Origin of the sequence: Streptomyces sp. NBC_00513 (assembly GCF_041431415.1) — a bacterium.
Lineage (GTDB): Bacteria > Actinomycetota > Actinomycetes > Streptomycetales > Streptomycetaceae > Streptomyces.
On sequence record NZ_CP107845.1, the window covers coordinates 2242131 to 2264205 of the forward strand.

Sequence of the window (22075 nt, forward strand, 5' to 3'; positions counted from 1 at the left end):
AGCCCTCCCCCGTGCCTTCTTCTCTTTGCTCTTGTCCGGTGCTGCTTACAGGTGCGGCAGGATCGACGGCATCAGGTCCTGGAAGGTCCGGCCGTTGGCCGGGTTTCCGAGGGCCGTCATCTGCCAGCCGGCGCCCACGCGGGACACCTTCGCCATGATCTGCGCGGTGTACGCGCCGCCGCCGTCGAGGGTGTAGCGGGCCAGTTCCTGGCCGTTGGTCTCGTCGACGATGCGGCAGAAGGCGTTCTGCACCTCCTGGAACGTCTGCCCGGTGAAGGAGTTCACCGTGAAGACGATCTGGTCGATGTGCACCGGCACGCGCTGGAGGTCGACGAGGATCGCCTCGTCGTCCCCGCCCTGGCCGACGCCGCCGACGAGGTTGTCACCGGTGTGGCGGACCGAGCCGTCGTCGCTCTGCAGGTGCCGGAAGAACACGACGTCCACCGGCTGCTTGTCGGCGAACAGCACCGCCGACGCGTCGAGGTCGATCTCCCGGGTCCGCGACCCGAACAGCCCCCGACGCTTCGCCGCCTGCCAGCCGAGCCCCATCCGGACCGCGGTCAGCGTGCCTCCGTCCGCCTTCTGCAGACTGATGGCCTGACCCTTGGTCATGTTGACCGTCACGTGATGTCCCCTCTCCATGGCCCGCCCCGTTGTCGGCGGGTCGCAGCGTGTACCTGCGGCTGGTGCCCAACCCTACTGACAGCCCCCACGTCAGGCGAGGCCCGCTTCCCTCATCTGTCGAAGCTCCTTCTTCAGCTCGCCCACCTCGTCGCGGATCCGGGCCGCGACCTCGAACTGGAGCTCCGCCGCCGCGCCCCGCATCCGTTCGGTCATCTGCTCGATCAGCGCGGCCAGTTCGGCGGCGGGACGGTCCGTGGGGGTGCCGGCGGCCTTGTCCCCCTTCGCTCCCTTTCCACCCGCCTTGCCCCCGGCGGCCTTGCCGCCGAGCGCGGGCACCGGGGCCTTGGCGCCCTTGCCCTCCTTCGCCTGCCGGTAGCCGGTCCCGAGCAGTTCCTCGGTGTCCAGCTCCTCGCGGGCGATCGTGGCGACGATGTCGTTGATCTTCTTGCGGAGCGGCTGCGGGTCGATCCCGTTCGCCGTGTTGTAGGCGATCTGCTTCTCGCGGCGACGGTTCGTCTCGTCGATGGCCTTCTCCATGGCCGGCGTCATCTTGTCCGCGTACATGTGGACCTGGCCGGAGACGTTGCGCGCCGCGCGGCCGATGGTCTGGATCAGGGAGGTCCCGGAGCGCAGGAAGCCCTCCTTGTCCGCGTCGAGGATGGCCACCAGCGAGACCTCGGGAAGGTCGAGGCCCTCGCGCAGCAGGTTGATGCCGACCAGGACGTCGTACTCGCCGGCGCGCAGCTCGCGCAGCAGCTCGATGCGGCGCAGGGTGTCCACGTCGCTGTGCAGGTAGCGGACCTGGATGCCGAGCTCCAGGAAGTAGTCCGTGAGGTCCTCGGACATCTTCTTGGTGAGGGTCGTGACCAGGACGCGTTCGTCCTTCTCGACCCGCTGCCGGATCTCGTGCACCAGGTCGTCGATCTGGCCCTCGGTGGGCTTGACGACGACCTCGGGGTCGATGAGGCCGGTGGGGCGGATGATCTGCTCGACGAAGCCGTCGCCGCGGGAGAGCTCGTACTTGCCGGGGGTGGCGGACAGGTAGACCGTCTGGCCGATCCGCTCCTGGAACTCCTCCCACTTCAGCGGCCGGTTGTCCAGGGCGGACGGCAGCCGGAAGCCGTGGTCGACCAGGGTGCGCTTGCGGGAGGCGTCGCCCTCGTACATCGCGCCGATCTGCGGCACCGTGACGTGCGACTCGTCGATGACGAGCAGGAAGTCCTCGGGGAAGTAGTCGATGAGGGTGTTCGGGGCGGAGCCGCGCTCGCGGTCGTCCATGTGCAGCGAGTAGTTCTCGATGCCGGAGCAGGACCCGATCTGGCGCATCATCTCCAGGTCGTAGGTGGTGCGCATGCGCAGCCGCTGGGCCTCCAGCATCTTGCCCTGCTTCTCCAGCTCGGCCAGCCGGTCGGTCAGCTCGGCCTCGATGCCGGCGACCGCCTTCTCCATGCGCTCGGGGCCGGCGACGTAATGGCTGGCGGGGAAGACGTACAGCTCGCGGTCCTCGCTGATGACCTCGCCGGTCAGCGGGTGCAGGGTGGACAGCGCCTCGATCTCGTCGCCGAACATCTCGATGCGGACGGCCAGTTCCTCGTAGACCGGGAAGATCTCGATGGTGTCGCCGCGCACCCGGAAGGTGCCGCGGGTGAAGGCCACGTCGTTGCGCGTGTACTGGATGTCGACGAACCGGCGCAGCAGCTGGTCCCGGTCGAACTCCTCGCCGACCTTCAGCGAGACCATCCGGTCCACGTACTCCTGCGGGGTGCCGAGGCCGTAGATGCAGGACACGGAGGCGACGACGATGACGTCGCGCCGGGTCAGCAGCGAGTTGGTCGCGGAGTGGCGCAGTCGCTCCACCTCCTCGTTGATCGAGGAGTCCTTCTCGATGTAGGTGTCCGACTGGGGTACGTACGCCTCGGGCTGGTAGTAGTCGTAGTACGAGACGAAGTACTCGACGGCGTTGTTCGGCAGGAGCTCGCGGAACTCGTTCGCCAGCTGGGCGGCGAGCGTTTTGTTCGGCGCCATCACCAGCGTCGGCCGCTGGAGCTTCTCGATCATCCAGGCAGTGGTCGCCGATTTGCCGGTGCCGGTCGCACCCAGCAGTACGACGTCCTTCTCACCTGCACGGATGCGCTTTTCCAGCGCGGCGATGGCCGCCGGCTGGTCGCCGCTGGGCTGGTAGGGGCTGACGACCTCGAAAGGCGCCACCGTGCGTTCGATCTTCGATACGGGCCGCATGCCTCAACCGTACGACCCCCCACTGACACGCACGTCCGCCACGGGCTTCCGGGGGTCCGGCGGGTCTGCTCCATTCTGGTCCGTTTGTCGTAGTTCGGTGGCGGCCCCGTGATCTTCAACCCCATGATGATCGCGAAACTCCGTGAAGTGCATCGCCGCAACGTCTGCCGCTCCGCGCCCGTTTGAGGCAGGGAGCAGGGCTCACGACCCGAGGAGAACGCACATGTACGTCGTCCGACCAGCAGCCGTGGCCGCCGCAGTCCTGGGCCTCGCCCTCTCCGTGCTGGGCACGGCCACCTCGGCCACCGCGTCCGGTCCCGCCTCGGGGTCCGGCTCGGCCGCGTCCTCCCCCCCGGTGGTCTACGCCCACCGGGGGGCTTCGGCGTACGCCCCGGAGAACACGCTGGCCTCGATCGACCTCGCGATGCGGATGGGCATCGACTGGGTCGAGAACGACGTCCAGCGCACGAGGGACGGCGTCCTGGTCGTGATCCACGACGACAACCTGGCCCGCACCACCGACGTCGAGCAGGTGTTCCCCGACCGCAAGCCCTGGCTGGTCAAGGACTTCACCGCGGACGAGATCGCCCTGCTGGACGCGGGCAGCTGGTTCGGCAAGGACGAGCAGTACGCGGGTGCCACGGTGCCGACCCTGCGGGAGTACCTCGCGCGGGTGCGGCGCAACCAGCAGAAACTGCTGCTGGAGATCAAGAGGCCGGAGATCTACCCCGGGATCGAGCGGGAGACCCTGAACCTGCTGGACGCCACCGGCTGGCTCGACAGGAACCGCGTGGAGCGGCGGCTGGTGGTGCAGAGCTTCAGCGCCGACTCCATCCGGATCGTGCACGATCTGCGGCCCGACCTCGTGACGGCCTTCCTGGGCACGCCCACCGTGGCCGAGCTGCCGCGATACGCCGCCTTCACCGACCGGATCAACCCCTGGCACACCACCCTCTCGGCGGACTGGGTGGCGGCCGTGCACGCCCTGCGCGGCCCCCACGGCAAGGCCATGGAGGTGGACACCTGGACCGTGGACAACGCGGCCACGGCGCGAAAGGTCCAGGAGATGGGCGTGGACGGGATCATCACCAACACGCCCGACGTCGTGCGCAGGGCGGTGGGCTGGTACTGAGCCCCGCCCCGGCCGCGGCGAACCCGTCGTCGTTGTCCGCGGGGCGCCGTACCGTGGACGGGTGGACAGCTCCGAGCGGCCCCGCGGGCCGCACCTCGAATGGACGGTCGTCACCGGCGACATCGGCCCCCTGCTCCTGGCGGCGACCCCCGAGGGGCTGGTCCGCGTCGAGTTCCACGCCGGACCGGACCGCGTCGAGAGGATGATCGGCTCGTTGGTCTCCCGGCTCGGCGCCGACGCCTGGCGGCCCGCGCCGGGCGAGGAGGTCCTCCTCGCCGAGCCCGTACGCCAGCTGAACGCCTACTTCGCCGGTTCGCTGCGGCGCTTCGAGCTGCCGCTGGACTGGCGGCTGAGCTCCGGCTTCAACCGCCAGGTGCTCCTGGAGCTGGACCGCTCGGTGCCCTACGGGTCGGTCGTCGGGTACGGGGAACTCGCCGCGCGGGTCGGGCAGCCGGGCGCGGCCCAGGCCGTGGGCAACGCCATGGGCTCGAACCCCCTGCCGCTGGTGGTGGCCTGTCACCGGGTGGTGGAGAACGACGGCGGGATCGGCGGGTTCGGCGGCGGGGTGGAGACCAAGCGCCTGCTGCTCGCGCTGGAGGGCGTGCTTCCGCAGCCGCTGTTCTGACGGCGTGCCTCCGCCGCTGTTCCGACGCCCGGGCCCGGCGCGACCCGGCGAGACCCGGCGCGGCGTCACGGGCGCGCGCGGGTGCACACGGGGCGCGTGACCGCGCATCGTCCCGAGGGCCCGGATACCCGGTTCCACCTCGCGGTACGGGGTGGCACACTGCCGCGGTGAACACTCCCGCCGCCGCACCCGGCTCCCCGCCCTCCGCCCGCCCGCCGCGGCCGTCGAGGGGGTGTGGGCGGTGACGGCCTCCCCCGGTACCGAACGCACCGCGCCCTCGGTCGCGGCGACGGACCTCCCCCGGTTGCAGCGGCGCACGTCCGCCGTGCTGATCGCCGCTCAGATGCTGGGCGGGCTGGGCGTGCCCATCAGCATCGCCCTGGCCCCGGTCCTCGCCACCGAGGTCAGCGGCACCGAGGCCATGTCGGGATTCGCGTCCACCGCCTCCGTGATCGGCACCGCGCTGCTCTCGCTGCCGCTCGCCGCCCTGATGACCGCGCGCGGGCGCCGTCCGGGTCTGGTCCTGGCGTACGCGATCGGAGCCGCCGGCGCGGCCCTGGTCGTACTGGCCGCCACGATCGGGAACTTCCCGCTCCTGCTGGTGGGCATGGCCGCCTTCGGCGCCGCGTCCTCCGCCAACCTCCAGGCCCGGTTCGCCGCCGCCGACCTCGCGGCGCCCGACCGCCGCGCGCGGGCGATCTCCGTGGTCGTGTGGGCGTCCACCATCGGCGCGGTGCTCGGCCCGAACCTCTCCGCACCGGCCGGCCACAGCTTCGCCGGGACCTCCATACCCGAGACGGCGGGCCCCTTCGTGTGGGCCGGCGCCGTCTTCGTCCTCACCGGCACCCTGATCGGCGTCCTCCTGCGACCCGATCCGCTGCTGACGGCCCGGGCGCTGGCCGCGCCCGGGGAGCAGACCCGGGCCGGGCGCTCGCTGCGCGCCGGTTTCACGGCCGTCCGGGAGTCGCCGCGTGCCAGGCTCGCCCTGCTGACCGTCGCGGTGTCGCACACCACCATGGTCTCGATCATGGTCATGACCCCGGTGGACCTCGGTCACCACGGCGCCGACCTGAAGCTCGTCGGACTGGTGATCAGCGGTCACATCGCCGGCATGTTCGCCTTCTCCCCCGTCATGGGATGGCTCGCCGACCGGATCGGCCGGCTGTCCGTGATCGGGCTCGCGGCCGGTCTGCTGTCGGTCGCCGCGCTGCTCGCCGGTACCGCCGGCCCGAGCCACGCGCAGTCCGCCCTCGGCCTGTTCCTGCTCGGTCTCGGCTGGTCCGCGGGAATGGTCTCGGGCTCGGCCCTGCTGACCGATTCCGTACCGCAGGCCGCGCGGGCCGCCGTCCAGGGACTGAGCGACCTCACGATGAACGCGGCCGCCGGTCTGGGCGGGGCCGCGGCCGGCCTGGTCATGGCCCGGGCGGGATACGGGTGGCTCAACGCGATCGGCGCCGCGCTGCTGCTGCCGATGGCGGCCCTGGCCCTCTTCACGGCGCGCCGGCACCCGGCCCCCGCGAAGGCGGACGCGGGCGCGTAGGCCGTCTCTTTCGGATCCTGCCGGGGCCGCGGGTCCGGCTGCCTCGTCGGCGGGGAGCGGTGCCGCCTAGTAGTTGATGTGGTAGGCCTTGCGCAGCGTCTCGTGGACGGTCCAGGTGGTCTTGTCGCCCTCCCTGAGCACGCAGGCGGAGCCGGGGCCCACCTCCAGCGTGTCGCCGCCCTCGACCTCGATGGTGGCGCGGCCGGCGACCACCACGAACAGTTCGTCGGCCTCGGTGTCCGTGACCACGCCGGGGGTGATCTGCCAGATGCCCCGGATCCGCGAGCCGTCCTCGGCCTCCCACAGCACCTTGCCCGTGACGACGGGCGTGCCGGAGACGATCTGGGCCGGGTCGAGCTCCTCCACCTCCAGTTCGGCGTCGGGGAAGTCCGTCACGGAGACGGCGAAGGAGGCGGGGGCCGCGCTGTGATCAGGGGTGCTCATGGCCCGTCAGCCTAATCGGGTGGTCCCCCGCGTCGGGGCGACCAGAGCGTCCAGCGCGGACGCGCCGGACGAGGCATCCTGTCCACCCCGCCGGGGTCGGTGTCCGCCGGGTTTCGGCCAGGACGGCGGGTGCGCACCTCTGTCGCCGCGGTGCGTGTCCGGATGGCGGGCGTCGTGCCGCGCGGGCGCGTTCAAGGGTGGGGCGGGCGGCGCGCGGGGCGCGGTACTCGGACAGGTTGGCGCGGGAGTGACGGGAGCGCGTTTGGGGGCGCGAATCCGGTGCCATGGATGGGTGCATGCCACAGCACAGAGCATCCGCGCCCACATCCGCGTCCGCCGTCCCGGCCTCGGCGCTCTCCTCGGTACCGGTCCTTTCAGAGGAGGTACGCGAGGCGCTGGCCGCCGGGAGGCCCGTCGTCGCCCTGGAGTCGACGATCATCGCGCACGGCCTGCCGCGCCCCCGCAATCTAGTGGTGGGCGCCGAACTGGAGGCCCTGGTCCGCTCCGAGGGGGCGGTTCCGGCGACGATCGCCGTGGTGGACGGAGTGGCGTACGCGGGCCTCGACAAGGGGCAACTGGAGCGGATCGCGGGCGGCGAGGACGTGCGCAAGCTCGGCCACCGGGATCTGGCGCCCGCCCTCGCGACGGGGGCGACCGGGGCGACGACGGTCTCCGCGACCGCCTTCCTGGCGGCTCGGGCCGGGCTGCGCGTCTTCGCCACGGGCGGGCTGGGCGGGGTGCACCGGGAGTTCGCCCACACCCAGGACGAGTCGGCGGACCTGTCGCTGCTCGCGCGCACCCGGATCACGGTGGTCTGCGCGGGGGTGAAGTCGATCCTGGACGTGCCCGCCACGCTGCAACGGCTGGAGACCCTGGGCGTCGGGGTGCTCGGGTACGGGACGGACCGCTTCCCCGGGTTCTACCTGTCCAGTTCCGGCGAGCCGGTGGACTGGACCGTGCACCGTCCCGAGGAGGTGGCGGCGGTGATGGCGGCTCAGGACGCACTCGGAGGACCGGAGTCCGCGCTGCTGGTGGCCCATCCGGTGGCGGAGGCGGAGCAGCTGGATCCGGAGCTGCACGACCGGGTGCTGGCGGAGGCCCTCGACGCGTGCCGGGAGCGGGGCATCACGGGGCAGGCGGTGACCCCGTTCCTCCTGGGGTTCCTGGTACGGGCCACCGGCGGCGCGTCGTTGGAGGCGAACCTGGCGGCGGTGCGGGGCAACGTCCGGCTCGGGGCCCGGATCGCGGGGGCCTGGGCGGCCCGCGCATGACCGGGCGGGGGGTGACCGGCGCGGACTCGACGGCGACGGACGCGACGGTGACGGACTCGACGGACGAGGGGACGGGAACGGGTGCGACGGGGACGGCCCCGCGGGGAGCGGCCGCGAGCGGGGCGGGCGGGGCGCCGGGCGCGCTGCTGGTCGTCGGGGACGTGGTCACGGACGTGGTCGCGGTGCACACGGAGCCGCTCGCGCCGGCCACCGACACGGTCGCCCGGATCCGTACCCTGCCGGGCGGGGCGGGCGGTAACGCCGCCTGCTGGGCGGCGCACGAGGGCGCCCCGGAGGTACGGATCCTGGCGCGGGTGGGCGCCGAGGCGGCGCGGTGGCACGAACGGGCGCTGGTCGACGCGGGGGTCCGCCCCAAACTGGTCGTCGACCGGGGGGAACCGACCGGGACGGTGGTGGCGCTGGTCGGCAAGGACGCGGAGCGGACCTTCCTGACGGACAGCGGGGCGTCCCTGCGGCTGTGCCCGGCCGACTGGGCGCCGGCCCTGCTGGACGGGGCCGCGCACCTGCACCTGTCGGGGTACCTGTTCTTCGCGGACAGCAGCAGGGAGTTGGCGAGGGTGGCGTTGAGGGCGGCCCGGACCCGGGGGGTGCCGGTGAGCGTGGACCCGGCCTCGGCGGGGTTCCTGGCCACGCTGGGCCCGGAGCGCTTCCTGGCGGCGGTGGCGGGCGCCTGCGTACTGCTGCCGAACGAGGACGAGGCGAGGCTGCTGGCGGGGCTCCCGGAGCCGGCCGGGGTGGCCCGGGCGGCGGTGGCACTGAGCCGCCGGGTGCCGCTGGTGGTGGTCACCCGGGGCGCGGCCGGGGCGCTGATCGCCGAGGGTGGGCGCATCACGGCCGAGGTCGACGCCGAAGCCGTCGAGGCGGTCGATTCCACGGGTGCGGGGGACGCCTTCACCGGCGGCTTCCTGGCGGCCCGGCTGGCGGGCGCGACCCCGGTGGAGGCGGCCCGCGCGGGGTGTCGAGCGGCCGCGGTGGCGGTCACCCGGCTGGGCGGACGTCCGTAGGGCCGTCGCCCTCGACCCCTCACACGCCCCGGTGTCGACGGGACCCGGGGCGGGTCGATCAGGGCCGCCCCGGGGGCGGGTTCACGGGGTGAACACCTGGTCCAGGGTGTCGATCCCGCCCTTGCCGCCGAGGTGGTAGCGGAACACCAGGCCCTGGTTCGGGTGGGCGACCAGCCACTCGATGAGGGCGTCGAGGGTGATCGGTTCGTTCTCCGTGCTCTCGACGATCGGAGTGACGGCCGTGATCTTCGCGTCGTCCCGGATCGGGATGAACGTCTCCTTGCCGACCGTCTCGAAGGGGGCGCCGTCGGAGTCGGGGGTACCGCACCCCCAGTTGCCGTGCTTGACGATCAGGCTGTGGAAGCCGCCCTCGGGCGTGTACCGGTTGACGGCGATCTCGTCGGGCGAGATCGGCATCTTGTGGTCGCAGGTGGGCGCGGGCGACTTGGGCTTGCCCGCCGGGGTCGCCTTGGCGGTGGCCGGGGCGGTCGGCTTCGCGGAAACGGCGGACGCCGACGGTCCGGCGCCGGCGGGCGGGGTCTGGGTTCCGGCCGGGGGCGCGGCCCCGGCCGGGGAGGTGCTCGGGCCGGCGGGGCTCGCTCCGGAGGGCGTGCCCGCGGCGTCGGTGCCGCCGTCCTCGCCGTTGCAGGCGGTGAGGGTCAGGGCCGCGCACAGGGCGAGCGTCGTGAGCGTCCACCCCCGCAACCGTCTCGGTCCCTCGACCGTACCGCCGCGTCCACCCATTGCCGTCTCCCTCTGCCAAGGCGCCACCCGGTGGCCGCCGTCGAAGCGTGGCGACAACGTAGCCGCGACTGTCGGCCACGACGATGGCCGATTCCCGTTCGTCACCGACCGGGAATCGCGCTGTTGCCGATCCCGGACGTCCGTGACCCGGTGGATGCCTCGGCGTGTCAGTCCGCGAGTCCCGTCCAGGCCGGGTGGCGGGGGTCGTCGGCCCTGACGACCGCGTCGGCCAGGCCCACCGGGTCGGTCTCGGCCTCGTAGCGGGCGAAGGCGGGCAGCGTCCAGCGCGCGGACTCCTCGGTCCTGCGGGCGAGGGCTCCCGGGGAGAGGCGGATGTGCACGCCGAGGTCGAAGGGGAACCAGTGGCCGAACAGCAGCGGTCCGTGCACGATCAGCACGCCGCCCGGCGGGAGTTCGACGTAGGGGCTGCGGGTGGCCCGGTCGGTCGCCGGGTCCCAGAGATCGGGCAGCACCCGGCCGCTGCCGTCGGGGTCGGTGGGGCCGAACACCTCCCGCCAGAGGGCGGCCGTGTCGTACCAGCCGGCGAGGTACGCGTCGACGTCCTGCCGGCCGAACTCGAAGCGGAGGGAGGCCGGCCGCAGGAACCCGTCGGCCGGGACCGTCATCACGGGCCTGCCCCGACCGCGCAGTTCCTCGGCGAGCCGGTCCGCGAGCACGTCCGTTCCGGCGGCGGGCGCGCCGTCGATGCCCACCCGCTGCCAGGGCCCCCCGCCGGGCCCCTCGGACCGGTCCTCCAGACGCCCGGCGAGCCGCTCGGCCATCCGCTGCCATGTGATCGCTTCCAGCTGCACGAGCCCATTGTCAGTGGCGGGTCCTAACTTTTTCCACGAGGGATCACCGGCGCGAAACGGAGTCGTCGGCCCGACCGCGGGGAGGGGTCTGTCATGGCCGGCGAGACGACGTACATGGAGCTGTCGCAGGACGACGGCGGGGCGCACAAGTTCTACGAGGTGACGGTGGACGGCACGGCCGTCACCGTGCGGTACGGGCGCATCGGCGCGGACGGCCAGGTGCAGAACTCCTCCTTCCCGACGGTGGAGAAGGCCCGCGCGGCGGCCGCGAAGAAGATCGGGGAGAAGGTCCGCAAGGGCTACGCCCCGGCGGTTCGCGGTGCCCGCGCGGCGCGGTCGGTGACCCGCAGGCAGGTGACCTCGGCCCCGTCGACGGCGCGCGCGGTGGCTCCGGTGCTGTGGCGTTTCCGCACGGGCTCCTCGGCGTTCGGGATCCACGTGGACGAGGACCGCTGCTGGGTCGGCAACCAGTCGGGAGACGTCTACACGCTGAGCCACGGCGGCGAGGTGCTGGCCCGGTACTCGCTGCCGGACGGGGTGAAGTGCCTGGTGGCGGACGAGTTCTGGATCTACGCGGGCTGTGACGACGGCACGGTGTACGACCTTTCGTCGAAGGTGCCGTTCGGGGCGTACGACATCGCCGCGGACGTGGACATCTTCTGGCTCGACATCCGCGAGGGCGTGCTGAACGTGTCCGACCGCAGCGGCGGCCTGACCGTCATCGACCACGAGGACGAGTTCCAGTGGTCGCGGCGCTCGTCGGGGTCCAACGCCTGGATGGTGCGGGCCGACGAGCGGGCGGTGTACCACGGCCACAGCAAGGGCGTGACGGCCTACGCCCCGGACGGCGGGCGGGAGTTGTGGCACACGGCGACCGACGGTTCGGTGCTGTTCGGCTGGCAGGAGGACGACGCCGTGTACGCGGGTACCGGGCGCAACACGGTGCAGCGGCTGTCGAAGGCGACGGGCGCGGTGGAGGCCTCGTACCGGTGTGACGCGGCGGTGTACTCGTGTGCGACCTCGCCGGACGGGCGGCACGTGTTCGCGGGTGACCTCTCCTCCTCCGTGTACTGCTTCGACGCGGACGGCCGGCGGCTGTGGAAGCTGGGCACGGGCAGTGGGTCGGCGCTGTCCATGCAGTACCTCGACGGGCGGCTGTACCTGGTCACCACGGACGGTTCGCTGGTGTGCGTGGACGCGAGCGAGCAGGCCATCACGGCCGCGCAGCAGGGTTCGGTGCCGATGGCGGTGGATGTCAAGTCGGCCGCCGCGCTGCCCGTGTTCACCCCGGCCGCGTCCGCCTCGGCGGTGGCGACGATCTCGGTGGCCGCGGCGCCGGCGGGCGGTGTGGTGGTGGAGTGCGTCCAGCAGGGCGGGCGGACGCGGGTGCAGGTGGTGTCCGACGGCTTCGAGTCCGGCTGGAACGTGCAGTTCCCGCGCGGGATCCGGGAGGCCGGCGCCCGCTACGTGGTGGAGGGGTTGCATGCGGCGTCCGGCGGTTTCTACCGGGTGCGCGGGGAGATACGCCGACTGGTCTGAGCCTGCCGTGGGGTGCGCCGCACTCGACCGGCCGGTGCCACGGAGTCATCGGGCGTGCCCCGGGCACGGGCACGGCCTGGCACCGGACGGGGCGGGCGTGGCCACCGACCAACGGGCTTCCTCGGCAAGGGCACAGGTCACGTGGAGCACGACCGGTTCGCTGCCCGGGTTGCGGCCGAGGTGGACGTGGTCACTGCCCGGGGGCTCGACGAAGGTGGCCCCCGCCGGGTGCGTCTCGACGGATCCGTCGTCCAGGATCCGGGTCAGCGTTCCGGAGGTGACCACCACCATCAGCGGCACGTCGTGATAGTGCCATCCCGTGCACTGCCCCGACTCGATCACGATCTCCCGGCCCGTGAGGTCCGATCCGCCGCTCGCCCTCGGCCGTCGCGCCGTCGCCTGCCGCCCACCCATCGATCCTCCTCCACGGGGCCATCGCGGCCCGGCCGCCTCACGGTAGGAGGAGATCATGACGTCGGGGAAGAACCGATGAAAGGACAACAACCCAGCCCGACAAGGTGATAGGAGGACCGCGGCGCGGTATCACTCCGTCATGAGTGTTGTCGTGTTCGAGTCGCACAAGCGGATCCACTGCGCCGAGTGCCGGCAGGGCCCGCTCCGACTCCTCGTCCGCGAGGCGGGGGTGCCCCGCTGCCTGGACTGCGTCGACCTCGGCCATCTGGTCTACCTGCCGCGCGGCGACGCGGCGCTGACCCGGCGTGCGCGGGAGGCCAGTTCGCTCTCCGCCGTCGTGGTGCGCCGGCACAAGCGGCGCCATCGCCACGAACGCCAGGGCCTGTTGGTCGAGGAAGCCGCCCTGGCCCGCGCCGAGCGCGCCTGCCTCGCGGACGCCGAGGTGCGGGCCCGCCGCCGGGACCGCGACCGGCTGCGCCGCGCGGCCGAGGACGTCCGCTTCACGGCGGCCTTCACCGCCGAGATCCGGCGGCTGTTCCCCGGTTGTCCGGAGGAACGCGCGCGGTCCATCGCGACGCACGCCTCGCTGCGCGGCAGTGGCCGCGTGGGTCGAACCGCCGCCGGCCGGGCCCTGGACGAACTGGCGGTGTCCGTGGCGGTGCGGGCGGCCGTACGGCACCTCGACACCGAGTACGACGCCCTGCTCATGGCGGGAGTGCCGCGGTTCGCCGCCCGGGCCCGGCTGGCGGAGCGGATCGACGCGATCCTGGACGGCTGGCGGGCGGCGTCCGGGGAGCCGGTCCAGGCCGAGACGATCTAGACGGAGCCCTGGGTACGGAAGCGGCGGTACATCAGCGCTCCGCCGAGCAGCAGCGCGCCACTGCCGGGGATCAGGTAGCCGAGGCCGTCGGACCCGGTGTGGGCGAGGGCTTCGGTGTGCCGGGGCGGCGTCTGCGGGGTCTGCGGCGCCGGCGGCTTCACCTGCGTGACGGGCGCCGGCGGGATGACGACCGGGGGCTTGACGACGACGGGCGGCTGGACCGGCTTGCCACCGCTGGGCTTCCCGCCGTTGACGGAGGTGTTGCCGCTGGAGGGGTTGCCGATTCCGACCACGTTCACGGAGTTGCCGCTGACGTTCAGCGGGAGGTCCACGGGGAGCTGGATGCCGTTGCCGGACAGCAGTCCGGGGGAACCCTTCGTCTGTCCGTCGGCCACCGCTCCGCCGCCGTTGGACGTGCCGGCCTTCGTGGAGGACGAGGAGTGGCCCTGCCCCGAGGCGCCCGGGCCGGAGCGGGCGCCGCCGCCCTGGGAGGTGTTCGCGCAGCGGTTCCCGGCGGCGGGGTTGAGAAGCCCGACCACGCTCACGGTGTTCCCGCACACGTTCACCGGTGTGTTCACCGGCAGTTGCACCAGGTTTCCGGCGAGCAGGCCCGGGGAGCCCTCGGCTCTGCCACCCGCGTCCGCGTCGGCGTAGGCGAAGCCACTCACCCCCGCGACCGCCAGTCCACCTCCCGCAACCACCGCCGTGATCAAGCCATTGCGACGACTGTGACGCATCAGTTTCCCGCCTTCCGGAGAAGTCCGCGGGCGACTCACCCGCACCGGAAACAACGCCGTAACCCCATTCGGGTTATAGCGCTGATGGGCATTTCACCCCATCGTGTACGGGGTAATGCCTATCTCATGATGAACAGCCCGCTGCTTCTCCTCGATGTGGACGGCCCTCTCAACCCCTTCCGGTCACGGCTCGCCGGGCTGCGCGGGTACGACAGCCACCGGATGCGTCCCGAGATCTGGATGTCCCGCCGCGCCCCCGATTCGCGCAGCGCACGGCGCGGGCTCCGGGTCCGCCTGCACCCCGCCCACGGCGCCCGGTTGCTGGCCCTGCCCTACGAACTCGCCTGGGCGACCACCTGGATGCACCAGGCCAACACCATGATCGCCCCGCGCATCGGGCTGCCCGGTGATCTCCCCGTGATCGAGTGGCCGGAGCTTTTCGCCCACGATCCCGACGGCCTTTCCTGGAAGACCCGACCGCTCCTCGCCTGGGCCGCGGGCCGTCCGTTCGCCTGGGTCGACGACATGATCAACCCGCGGGACCGGGCCTGGGTCGCCGCCCATCACCCCGCCCCGGCCCTGTTGTTGCGCGTCCATCCGCGCCACGGGCTCCGCGACCGCGACTTCGCCGCGCTCACCCGCTGGGCGACGCACCTCGAACGGCCCGACGCCCCGGCCTGACGAGCCGCGCCGCGACCGGAGGCCACGGACCGACGCCCCGGCCTGACCCGCCCGCACGGACCGACGCCCGGGCCTGACCGCGCCACGCCACGATGCGACGCCAGGACCCGACGCCCCGGCCTGACGACCCGCGCCGCGACACGGATGCCACGGGCCTACACCCCGTCGTCGCGATCCGACACCCCGACACCGCGCCCGGACGCCACGGACCGAGGCCCCGACGCGGCGGCCGGACCTCGTCGAGCCGCACCACCGTGCTCGGGACGACGTCGGCCGGACCCCGACGCCGGACCGTTTCGGCCGGATACCGCCGGACGGCGTCCGCGGGCGTCTGATCTGCCCGGAGGCATCGGTTCCGTCAGGGCCCTCAGCGTTGCAGGGCCGCCACCGGGTCCGTGGACGGGCGGCCGGAGGGCCACCAGTCGGCGTCGTCGAGGCGGGACTCGTAGGGGTACCAGAGTCCCTCGCGGCCGAGCCGGAGCTGACGGGTCCCGGCGGTGAGGCGGTTGCGGTCGGGGCGGTACAGGCCCCGGCCCGCGGCGAGCAGGGCCGGGCGCGCCCGGTCGAAGGGGCCGGCCGGCGGGTCCCAGGGCTCGTCGAGCACGGACAGGCCCGGCAGGCCCCCCTGCCGCCAGGCGGCCGCGCCCCGGGCGAGGTCGGTGGTGGTCCGGCCGGTGGCGCGGGCCAGGTCCCGGTAGAGCGTGCGGGCGACGCCGGTCAGGCCGGCCGTCGGGTGCGCGGAGGCCAGTCGGACGGCGTCCTGCCACAGGGTGAGGCCGGCGATCGGGTCCTCGCCGGTCGCCAGCAGCGCGAGGGCGCGGGCGCCCGCGTCCGTCGCGAGCTGGTCCAGGGCGAGCGGGTCGGGCGCGGCGGGGTCGGCCGGGTAGGCGGGCGGCAGCCCGGGGGCGGCCGGGGCGCGCATCGGCGCCGGCAGCGGGGGCAGCACGGTGCGGGCCACCGCCGCGCGGGCGGGGATCCCGGGGAAGTCGGGGGTGGTGTCGGGCTGTTCGCGGGCGGCGTGGGCGGCGTTGCGCCGGGTCAGCTCCTCCAGTAGTTCCCGCTCCCCGCGTCCGCGCAGGAGCAGCAGCACGAACGGGTCCTCGTCGAGCAGTCGGGCCGCCCGGTAGCAGAGGGCCGCCGCGTGCTTGCACGGCGGACGCCCCACGTCGGGGCAGGAGCACCGCGCGAGCAGTTCGCCCGGTCCCGGCAGGATCGTCTCCGCGAGGGATTCCGGGACCTCTCGTTCCAGCAGGGCCGCGAGAGCCGCGGGGTCGGCGGCCACCGTCTCCAGGACCTCGCCCCACTCGGCGTCCGCGAAGGCCGGCAGTGCCAGTTCGGTGCGGTACGGGCGGGGCCTGCTCCCCCGGACGTACGCCACGATCCGACCCGGGGTGATCGTCACCGCGTCGACGTGGCCCTCGGCGGCATAGGCGCGCCCCCGTACGAGGCGGGCCGCGTCGGGGGCGCGCTCCTCCAGCGCGACCACCCAGGCCCGACCCCACCAGGTCGTCGCCTCCAGCCCGGCGGGCACGGTCTCGAAGGTGCGCCGGCGATCGTCCCGCGCGGTGATCATTCGGGCCTCCGCAGGGACACCAGGTCGGCCAGTTCACGGTCGGAGAGCTCGGTCAGCGCGGACTCGCCGGAGCCCAGCACGGCATCGGCCAGGGCCCGCTTCGCCTCCAGCATCTCGGCGATCCGGTCCTCGACGGTGCCTTCCGCGATGATCCGGTGCACCTGCACGGGCTGGGTCTGGCCGATGCGGTACGCGCGGTCGGTGGCCTGCTCCTCCACGGCGGGGTTCCACCAGCGGTCGAAGTGGATGACGTGTCCGGCGCGCGTGAGGTTCAGACCGGTGCCCGCCGCCTTCAGCGACAGCAGGAACACCGGCACCTCGCCCGCCTGGAACCGGTCCACGAGTTCCTCGCGGCGCGCCACCGGCGTGCCGCCGTGGAGCAGTTGGTGCGCGATGCCGCGGTTCGCCAGGTGCCGCTCGATGATGCGGGCCATCGTCACGTACTGCGTGAAGATCAGCACCGAGCCGCCCTCGGCCAGGATCGTGTCCATCAACTCGTCCAGCAGCGCGAGCTTGCCCGAGCGGTGCGGGATCCGGGGCCGCTCCTCCTTGAGGTACTGCGCGGGGTGGTTGCAGATCTGCTTGAGCGAGGCCAGCAACTTCATGATCATCCCGCGTCGCTCGATGCCCTCGCTCGTCTCGATCACGGCCATCGCCTCGTCCACCGCCGCCTGGTACAGGGAGGCCTGTTCCCGGGTGAGCGACACCGGGTGGTCGGTCTCCGTCTTCGGCGGGAGTTCGGGGGCGATGCCGGGGTCGGACTTCTTGCGCCGGAGCAGGAAGGGCCGTACCAGCGCGGCGAGTCGGGCGACCGCCTCGTCGTTGCCGCCGTCCTCCTCCTGCTGGTGCTCCACCGGTCGGGCGTGGCGCGCCCGGAAGGTGGTGAGCGGGCCCAGCAGCCCGGGCGTGGTCCAGTCGAGGAGAGCCCACAGCTCGGAGAGGTTGTTCTCCACGGGGGTGCCCGTCAACGCCACCCGGGCGGGCGCGGGGATGGTGCGCAGGGCCTTCGCCGTCGCCGAATGCGGGTTCTTCACGTGCTGGGCCTCGTCCGCGACGACCATGCCCCAGCGCTGCTCGGCCAGGCGGGCGGCGCCGGCGCGCATCGTCCCGTACGTGGTGAGCACGAACCCGCCCGCCCGGTCCAGCCCTTCGAGGCTGCGGCCGGCGCCGTGGAACCGGCGGACCGGGGTGCCGGGGGCGAACCGCTCGATCTCCCGCTGCCAGTTGCCCAGCAGCGAGGCCGGGCAGACGACGAGGGTCGGCTCGGCCCGGTCCCGGTGCAGGTGCAGCGCGATCAGCGTCACCGTCTTGCCGAGGCCCATGTCGTCGGCCAGGCAACCACCGAGACCGAGCGAGGTCATCAGGTCCAACCAGGCCAGACCGCGCGCCTGGTAGTCCCGCAGGGTGGCCTTCAACGCGGCGGGCTGCGGCAACGGAGCCAGCTCGCCCGTGAGTCGCTCCCGCAGTGCTGCGAGCGCCCCCACCGGGATCGCCTCCACCGGCTCGCCCTCGACCTCGGTCGTCCCCGTCAGCACGGCGGCCAACGCGTCCACCGGGTCCAACAGGCCCAGTTCCCGCTTGCGGGCCTTGCGCACCAGCTCGGGATCCACCCGCACCCACTGGTCGCGCAGCCGCACCACGGGCCGGTGCGCCTGAGCGAGCGCGTCCATCTCCCCCGGGGTGAGCCGGTCACCGCCGAGGGCGAGTTCCCACGAGAAGGCGAAGAGCTGCCCCGCGTCGAAGAAGGCCGTGCCGTCGGTGGCGGAGCCGGGCGCGGTGGACCGCACCACGGCGGTCGCGGACAACGTACGGGCCAACTCGCGCGGCCAGTGGACCAGGACCCCGGCGCTCGCCAACCGGGTCGCGGCGGCGCCGAGCAGGTCCTCCAGATCCGGATCCGACAGGGCCAGGGCGTCGGGCACCGGCTGGTCCAGCAGGCGCAGCAGCGGCGGCCACACCCGGGCGGCCCGGCGCAGGGCGAGCACGGCGTCGATCCGCGCCCGCGGACCGAACCCGGCGGCGGCCGTGCCGGCCCAGAGCGCGTCCGCGTCGGCGACGAGCGTCGGGTCCGCGAGGCTGTGGACCTGGACCACGGCGGCCCCGGCGCGCCGCACGTCCTCGGGCTCGGCCTCGTCGAACAGGCGGAAGGAGGACAGGTCGAGCCGCAGCGAGATCCCCACCCCGGTGTCGGCGCCGGCCGCGACCTGGGTGGCCCACTCCCGTATCCCGGGGACCCGCTGGGGCTCCGACGCGGCGAACGGCCGCCCGGCGGCCACCGGGGCGGCCGGGGTACGGGGCAGGCCGTCGGCCACGGCGTCCAGGAACGCCCGGACCAGGGCCTCCGGTTCGGGGAGCGTCACCGGGCGGCGGCCGGCGAGCGGGGCGGCGTACGACTCGTGGGGCAGGGCGGCCGCGACGGCGCGCACGTACGCGATGTCCTCGGAGTCGAGCGGGCCGACCCGCCAGGCGTCGACGCCCTCGGCGGTCACTCCGGGGAGCAGTCGGCCGCGGGCGACCAGGCTGAGTGCCTGGGTGGCGGCGGTGGCCCAGGCCCGCGTGGCGGGGGCGCAGACCGCGGCGGGGTCGCGGGACGCCCGGACCAGCAGTGGCAGCGCGTCGACGACGGGCAGGGCCACGGCCGGGACGGTCCGGGCGCGCACCCCGCTGCCGTGCGGGCGGACGACGCTCAGCTGATGCGGGGTCCCGACCTCGGGAAGGGGCGCGCCGTCGGGTGCCCAGAAGACGAGCCGGCCCCGGCGGGGGACGGCGTCGGGGAGGAACACGCAGGCGTGCCGCAACAGCGGGACGAGGGGGTCCGCCGGTGGCGGCGGTGGCGGCGTCACGGTGGATCCTCCCTTCCCGGTGTCGGCGGTCGCGTCTGCCGTCGAGTCTAGGTGGGGCCACTGACAGCGCCGGTGCCCCGGCCGGGCGGTGGCCGGCGGCCCGCGCGGGGCGCCGGCGGCCGGGCCGGGGCGGGCCCGGCACGGGTGCCCGTCTCAGCGGGACCAGCGGGACCGCTCCGTGGCGAATCCGTACACCGGGCGGTTCGGGTGGGCGCTCGTGCGCCAGGGACTTCCGGCGTCGTCCAGGCGCAGGGTGCCCGAGCCCGCGGGACCGGTCCAGCGCAGGTCGAGGTACCAGTCGCAGTCGCAGCCGGTGGTGGCCGTCTCCACGCGCAGGACGACCGGTTCCGCGGCCGAGACCCGCATGGGGAACGTGGGCGCGGGGATCGCCTCCCCGGCGTCGTTGCCCGCGACGGGCCGGGCCAGCGGCCTCGGGGCGTCCAGGTTGACCGCGAACGTGGCCGGCGTCAGTCCCCCGCCGCAGCCCTGGGACATCTGGTAGACGTTCCAGGCGGGCGGGGTGCGGCGGGCGGCCACCCGGACGTCCGTGCCCTGGAGGACCACGGCCCCCTCCCCCGTGCCGTGCACGGTGATCTCGACGATCTGGCTCCCCGCGTGCACGGCCCCCTGGGACCGCGCCCAGGCGGCGGCGTCCGCCTCCACGGGGGGCGGGGGGACGGCCGCCGGTTCCCGGGGGGAGAGGTAGGCGTGATCGCAGCCGGCGGCCCACACGTGGGACCGTACCGCCGCCCGCAGCGGCGCGGCCGGAGCGGCCGGAGCCCCGCCGCCCGCCGGGGGTGCCTGTGCGGTGGGGGTCCGCGGGACCGGGTCGCCGGTCGGGTCCGACCCCGCGGCCGGGTCCGAGGGCGAGGCCGGGGCGGAGGGGGACGCCGACGGGGCCGGCCCGCCCGAGGCGTTCGAGGAAGAGGACGACGAGGGCCGGGTCGACGGCAGGGTCGCGGCCGGTGCGCCCGTCCCCGCCGCGGTGGCCGCCCCCGTCGCCCCGGCCGTGTCCCTGCCCCGTTCGGGCCCGGCCGCCGCGAGGACCGCCACCGCCACCGCGCCCACCGCGAGTCCGGCGCCGGCGACCGCCACCGCGCGCCTGCGGTACCAGGGCGACCCCACCCCCGGAGCCCTCGCGCCCACCGGGTCCGGCTCGGGCGACGGCTTCCGTTCGACGGCCGCCGGAGGCACCGGCACGGGGACGGTCACGGGCAACGGCGGCGTCGAGGCCACCGCGACCGCCTGCGCCGGTGCCCGGCGACGCGCGTCGGCCAGCAGCCACGCCCGGTGCAGTTCAAGCGCCTCCTCCTGCCCGGCCCGGCAGGCGCGGGCGAACCGGTCCACCACCGCGAACTCTGCGGGGAGCGCCTCCCCCTTGCAGTACCGGTGCAGGGTCGAGGTACTGGTGTGCAGCCGGCGTGCCAGGACGCCGTAACTGAGCCCCCCACGCTCCTTCAGTTCCCGCATGAGCCGTGCGAAGTTCTCCGCCTCCGCCGACCGTTCCGCCTCGCCCACGACGCCCCCCGTCCCGTGAATCCGTTCCACCCTGGCATGTTCCCCCAGGTGGAAGGCCATAAGGGCGTTCCAGCGTCCCGAAACCGCCCCAATCCGTCGCGTGCCGTCCCGCCCCGGGTAGAGGCTCTTCACCGACAGCCACACCGACCGGAAACGGGGACCCGACCACCATGCTCCGACGCTTCAGCACCGCCCTCGCGACCACCGCCACCGCCGCCGCCGCGCTGCTCCTCGCCACCTCGGCCACCGCCACCGCGGCCGCCGCGGCGCCCGGTTTCCTGGGCGGCGCCGACCTGCCGCCGCACCCCTCGTCCCCCTGGTACGCCGGCAAGGTCACCAAGGGCCTGCCCGAGTTCGCCCCGTTCTGCCTGGAGGGGGTTCTGCCCGCGGCCGGCAGTTGGCACCGCGACTTCGGCACCGACTACGACACCGGCGCGACGCAGATCTCCGTGCGGACGGCCTCGAACGCAGCGGCCGCCAAGCTCGCGACCGCCCTGGAGCGCAAGGTCGCGGCCTGCGCCGCCGACTGGCTGCGGACGACTCCGGGTGGGACGGCCTCCTGGCAGGACTACGGGAAGCTGCCCGTCGAGGAAGGCGCGCACGTCTACGGGGTGCACACCTCCGTCCCGGACTCCGAGCCCGGCGTACACCTGTACGGGATCGGCCGTGACGGCGTGACCGTGACCGTCGTGAAGTGGGGCCAGATGGGCGATCTGGGCGACGCGCCCGTGCCCGCGTTCAAGAAGACGACCACGACGGCGGTGAACAAGCTCAACCCCTGACCGGCCGGTGGTGGGACCATGGATGCGAGGCCTCCGACGATTCGAGGCGATGGCCATGCGTTCCGGTAACGAGCCGGTGACCGCCCGCAGCCCGCTGCGGCTGCGGTTCTGGTTGAGTCTGTGGGGGCTGATCTGGGCCGCCGCCGGGACGGCCGCGTTCTCGCTGGTCGGTCGTCCCGGGTGGGCGGCGGCCTGCGGGGTGATCGTCCTGCTGGCGGCGGTGGACCTGGCGGTGGTGGTACACCACATCCACCAGGGCCCGCACTACCAGCCGGGCCCCGGTGTCCCTCCGTACGAGCCTCCCCGGACCTAGTGCTGTGGCCGGGGTCGGCCCCGGCGGAGGTCGGCGCCTGCGAAGGTCGCTCACTCCTCGAAGCGGGCCGCGGCCAGGTACTCGGGTTGCGGATCGAGGGCCGCGGCCAGCCTGAAGTGCTTGCGGGCCTGCTCGCGCCGCCCGGACCGCTCGTGGGTCCGGGCGAGCGCGAAGTGGGCGTACGCGTTGTCCGGCTCGCGCTCCAGCACCAGTTCGAATTCGAGTGTGGCCGCACGCAGTTGCGCCGCCGCGAAGAAGGCCCGCGCCCGCAGCAGCCGGGCGCCCGTGTTCTCCGGGTGGGCGGCTATGACCGAGTCGAGGAGTCGGACGGCTCCGCGCGGGTCACGGGCGGCCAACAGTCGCTCGGCGGCCCGGTAGTCGATGACGTGCGTCTCCGGGC

The 22075-nt window shown here is 73.9% G+C and carries 21 protein-coding genes; 10 read left to right on the plus strand and 11 right to left on the minus strand.

Annotation, left to right across the window (positions count from 1 at the left end):
- Window positions 1-45 precede the first annotated feature (45 nt).
- The gene (locus tag OHA84_RS10595) at window positions 46-624 is read right to left on the minus strand and encodes a TerD family protein (protein WP_053681568.1); all 579 of its coding nucleotides are present in this window, start codon (window positions 622-624) and stop codon (window positions 46-48) included.
- A 90-nt stretch (window positions 625-714) separates the two neighbouring features.
- Window positions 715-2862 (minus strand): excinuclease ABC subunit UvrB, encoded by a 2148-nt coding sequence (uvrB, locus tag OHA84_RS10600; protein WP_266972017.1) that lies wholly within the window; start codon window positions 2860-2862, stop codon window positions 715-717.
- A gap of 223 nt (window positions 2863-3085) precedes the next feature.
- Here uvrB and OHA84_RS10605 point away from each other — a divergent pair, with 223 nt between their 5' ends.
- The 3 genes from OHA84_RS10605 to OHA84_RS10615 all read left to right on the plus strand — a co-directional run bounded on the left by OHA84_RS10605 (window position 3086) and on the right by OHA84_RS10615 (window position 6159).
- Complete coding sequence (locus tag OHA84_RS10605; RefSeq protein WP_053681564.1) at window positions 3086-3994, plus strand: glycerophosphodiester phosphodiesterase family protein; 909 nt, start codon at window positions 3086-3088, stop codon at window positions 3992-3994.
- A gap of 61 nt (window positions 3995-4055) precedes the next feature.
- Window positions 4056-4619: a methylated-DNA--[protein]-cysteine S-methyltransferase gene (locus OHA84_RS10610; RefSeq protein ID WP_053681562.1), complete on the plus strand. Its 564-nt coding sequence runs from the start codon at window positions 4056-4058 to the stop codon at window positions 4617-4619.
- A 232-nt stretch (window positions 4620-4851) separates the two neighbouring features.
- Window positions 4852-6159, plus strand: coding sequence for an MFS transporter (locus tag OHA84_RS10615; protein ID WP_371591585.1), 1308 nt, complete (start codon window positions 4852-4854; stop codon window positions 6157-6159).
- A 66-nt stretch (window positions 6160-6225) separates the two neighbouring features.
- Here OHA84_RS10615 and OHA84_RS10620 read toward each other — a convergent pair whose 3' ends face one another.
- Window positions 6226-6603: a cupin domain-containing protein gene (locus tag OHA84_RS10620; protein WP_053681560.1), complete on the minus strand. Its 378-nt coding sequence runs from the start codon at window positions 6601-6603 to the stop codon at window positions 6226-6228.
- A gap of 296 nt (window positions 6604-6899) precedes the next feature.
- On the opposite strand from OHA84_RS10620, the gene OHA84_RS10625 reads away from it, so the two are divergent.
- Complete coding sequence (locus tag OHA84_RS10625) at window positions 6900-7874, plus strand: pseudouridine-5'-phosphate glycosidase (RefSeq protein ID WP_053681557.1); 975 nt, start codon at window positions 6900-6902, stop codon at window positions 7872-7874.
- The gene (locus tag OHA84_RS10630; protein ID WP_078999298.1) at window positions 7871-8899 is read left to right on the plus strand and encodes a carbohydrate kinase family protein; all 1029 of its coding nucleotides are present in this window, start codon (window positions 7871-7873) and stop codon (window positions 8897-8899) included. The genes OHA84_RS10625 and OHA84_RS10630 overlap by 4 nt, the downstream gene beginning before the upstream one ends.
- A gap of 81 nt (window positions 8900-8980) precedes the next feature.
- Here the strand turns inward: OHA84_RS10630 and OHA84_RS10635 are convergent, their stop codons facing one another.
- Together OHA84_RS10635 and OHA84_RS10640 are read right to left on the minus strand one after the other, a co-directional pair.
- Window positions 8981-9643, minus strand: coding sequence for a hypothetical protein (locus OHA84_RS10635; RefSeq protein ID WP_234350207.1), 663 nt, complete (start codon window positions 9641-9643; stop codon window positions 8981-8983).
- A 167-nt stretch (window positions 9644-9810) separates the two neighbouring features.
- Window positions 9811-10455 carry a uridine kinase gene (locus OHA84_RS10640; RefSeq protein ID WP_053681555.1) on the minus strand — a complete coding sequence of 215 codons (645 nt, stop codon included), beginning with the start codon at window positions 10453-10455 and terminating at the stop codon, window positions 9811-9813.
- 93 nt (window positions 10456-10548) lie between these two features.
- On the opposite strand from OHA84_RS10640, the gene OHA84_RS10645 reads away from it, so the two are divergent.
- Entirely contained in the window at window positions 10549-11994 is a 1446-nt protein-coding gene (locus OHA84_RS10645; RefSeq protein ID WP_053681553.1) for a WGR domain-containing protein, read from the plus strand.
- A 45-nt stretch (window positions 11995-12039) separates the two neighbouring features.
- Here the strand turns inward: OHA84_RS10645 and OHA84_RS10650 are convergent, their stop codons facing one another.
- On the minus strand, window positions 12040-12408 hold the full coding sequence (locus OHA84_RS10650) for a cupin domain-containing protein (protein WP_053681551.1): 369 nt from the start codon (window positions 12406-12408) through the stop codon (window positions 12040-12042).
- Window positions 12409-12547: 139 nt separating this feature from the next.
- On the opposite strand from OHA84_RS10650, the gene OHA84_RS10655 reads away from it, so the two are divergent.
- The gene (locus OHA84_RS10655) at window positions 12548-13228 is read left to right on the plus strand and encodes a DUF2293 domain-containing protein (protein WP_053681549.1); all 681 of its coding nucleotides are present in this window, start codon (window positions 12548-12550) and stop codon (window positions 13226-13228) included.
- On the opposite strand, the gene OHA84_RS10660 is transcribed toward OHA84_RS10655, so the two are convergent.
- Entirely contained in the window at window positions 13225-13965 is a 741-nt protein-coding gene (locus OHA84_RS10660; RefSeq protein ID WP_053681547.1) for a chaplin, read from the minus strand. The genes OHA84_RS10655 and OHA84_RS10660 overlap by 4 nt on opposite strands.
- A 126-nt stretch (window positions 13966-14091) precedes the next feature.
- Here OHA84_RS10660 and OHA84_RS10665 point away from each other — a divergent pair, with 126 nt between their 5' ends.
- The gene (locus OHA84_RS10665; protein ID WP_053681545.1) at window positions 14092-14646 is read left to right on the plus strand and encodes an HAD domain-containing protein; all 555 of its coding nucleotides are present in this window, start codon (window positions 14092-14094) and stop codon (window positions 14644-14646) included.
- 367 nt (window positions 14647-15013) lie between these two features.
- Here OHA84_RS10665 and OHA84_RS10670 read toward each other — a convergent pair whose 3' ends face one another.
- From OHA84_RS10670 to OHA84_RS10680, 3 genes are all read right to left on the minus strand, one after another.
- Window positions 15014-16219, minus strand: coding sequence for an SWIM zinc finger family protein (locus OHA84_RS10670; RefSeq protein ID WP_266972008.1), 1206 nt, complete (start codon window positions 16217-16219; stop codon window positions 15014-15016).
- Window positions 16216-19062 (minus strand): DEAD/DEAH box helicase, encoded by a 2847-nt coding sequence (locus tag OHA84_RS10675; RefSeq protein ID WP_266972007.1) that lies wholly within the window; start codon window positions 19060-19062, stop codon window positions 16216-16218. The genes OHA84_RS10670 and OHA84_RS10675 overlap by 4 nt, the downstream gene beginning before the upstream one ends.
- 153 nt (window positions 19063-19215) lie before the next feature.
- Window positions 19216-20610 carry a helix-turn-helix transcriptional regulator gene (locus OHA84_RS10680; RefSeq protein ID WP_266972006.1) on the minus strand — a complete coding sequence of 465 codons (1395 nt, stop codon included), beginning with the start codon at window positions 20608-20610 and terminating at the stop codon, window positions 19216-19218.
- A gap of 140 nt (window positions 20611-20750) precedes the next feature.
- Between OHA84_RS10680 and OHA84_RS10685 the strand changes: the two genes are divergently transcribed.
- Together OHA84_RS10685 and OHA84_RS10690 are read left to right on the plus strand one after the other, a co-directional pair.
- Window positions 20751-21362, plus strand: a complete 612-nt coding sequence (locus OHA84_RS10685) for a hypothetical protein (RefSeq protein WP_266946910.1) — start codon at window positions 20751-20753, stop codon at window positions 21360-21362.
- 55 nt (window positions 21363-21417) lie between these two features.
- A complete protein-coding gene (locus OHA84_RS10690; RefSeq protein ID WP_053681672.1) occupies window positions 21418-21675 on the plus strand; it encodes a DUF6343 family protein in 258 nt (85 codons plus the stop codon).
- A 50-nt stretch (window positions 21676-21725) separates the two neighbouring features.
- Here OHA84_RS10690 and OHA84_RS10695 read toward each other — a convergent pair whose 3' ends face one another.
- A complete protein-coding gene (locus tag OHA84_RS10695) occupies window positions 21726-22058 on the minus strand; it encodes a tetratricopeptide repeat protein (RefSeq protein WP_053681669.1) in 333 nt (110 codons plus the stop codon).
- Window positions 22059-22075 lie beyond the last annotated feature (17 nt).

What these genes read in the sequence shown, in the direction of transcription:
- uvrB (WP_266972017.1), bottom strand. Translation starts at nt 2,862, where the DNA reads ATGCGGCCCGTATCGAAGATCGAACGCACGGTGGCGCCTTTCGAGGTC.
- OHA84_RS10605 (WP_053681564.1), top strand. Translation starts at nt 3,086, where the DNA reads ATGTACGTCGTCCGACCAGCAGCCGTGGCCGCCGCAGTCCTGGGCCTC.
- OHA84_RS10620 (WP_053681560.1), bottom strand. Translation starts at nt 6,603, where the DNA reads ATGAGCACCCCTGATCACAGCGCGGCCCCCGCCTCCTTCGCCGTCTCC.
- OHA84_RS10625 (WP_053681557.1), top strand. Translation starts at nt 6,900, where the DNA reads ATGCCACAGCACAGAGCATCCGCGCCCACATCCGCGTCCGCCGTCCCG.
- OHA84_RS10630 (WP_078999298.1), top strand. Translation starts at nt 7,871, where the DNA reads ATGACCGGGCGGGGGGTGACCGGCGCGGACTCGACGGCGACGGACGCG.
- OHA84_RS10635 (WP_234350207.1), bottom strand. Translation starts at nt 9,643, where the DNA reads ATGGGTGGACGCGGCGGTACGGTCGAGGGACCGAGACGGTTGCGGGGG.
- OHA84_RS10645 (WP_053681553.1), top strand. Translation starts at nt 10,549, where the DNA reads ATGGCCGGCGAGACGACGTACATGGAGCTGTCGCAGGACGACGGCGGG.
- OHA84_RS10650 (WP_053681551.1), bottom strand. Translation starts at nt 12,408, where the DNA reads ATGGGTGGGCGGCAGGCGACGGCGCGACGGCCGAGGGCGAGCGGCGGA.
- OHA84_RS10655 (WP_053681549.1), top strand. Translation starts at nt 12,548, where the DNA reads ATGAGTGTTGTCGTGTTCGAGTCGCACAAGCGGATCCACTGCGCCGAG.
- OHA84_RS10660 (WP_053681547.1), bottom strand. Translation starts at nt 13,965, where the DNA reads ATGCGTCACAGTCGTCGCAATGGCTTGATCACGGCGGTGGTTGCGGGA.
- OHA84_RS10665 (WP_053681545.1), top strand. Translation starts at nt 14,092, where the DNA reads ATGATGAACAGCCCGCTGCTTCTCCTCGATGTGGACGGCCCTCTCAAC.
- OHA84_RS10670 (WP_266972008.1), bottom strand. Translation starts at nt 16,219, where the DNA reads ATGATCACCGCGCGGGACGATCGCCGGCGCACCTTCGAGACCGTGCCC.
- OHA84_RS10685 (WP_266946910.1), top strand. Translation starts at nt 20,751, where the DNA reads ATGCTCCGACGCTTCAGCACCGCCCTCGCGACCACCGCCACCGCCGCC.
- OHA84_RS10690 (WP_053681672.1), top strand. Translation starts at nt 21,418, where the DNA reads ATGCGTTCCGGTAACGAGCCGGTGACCGCCCGCAGCCCGCTGCGGCTG.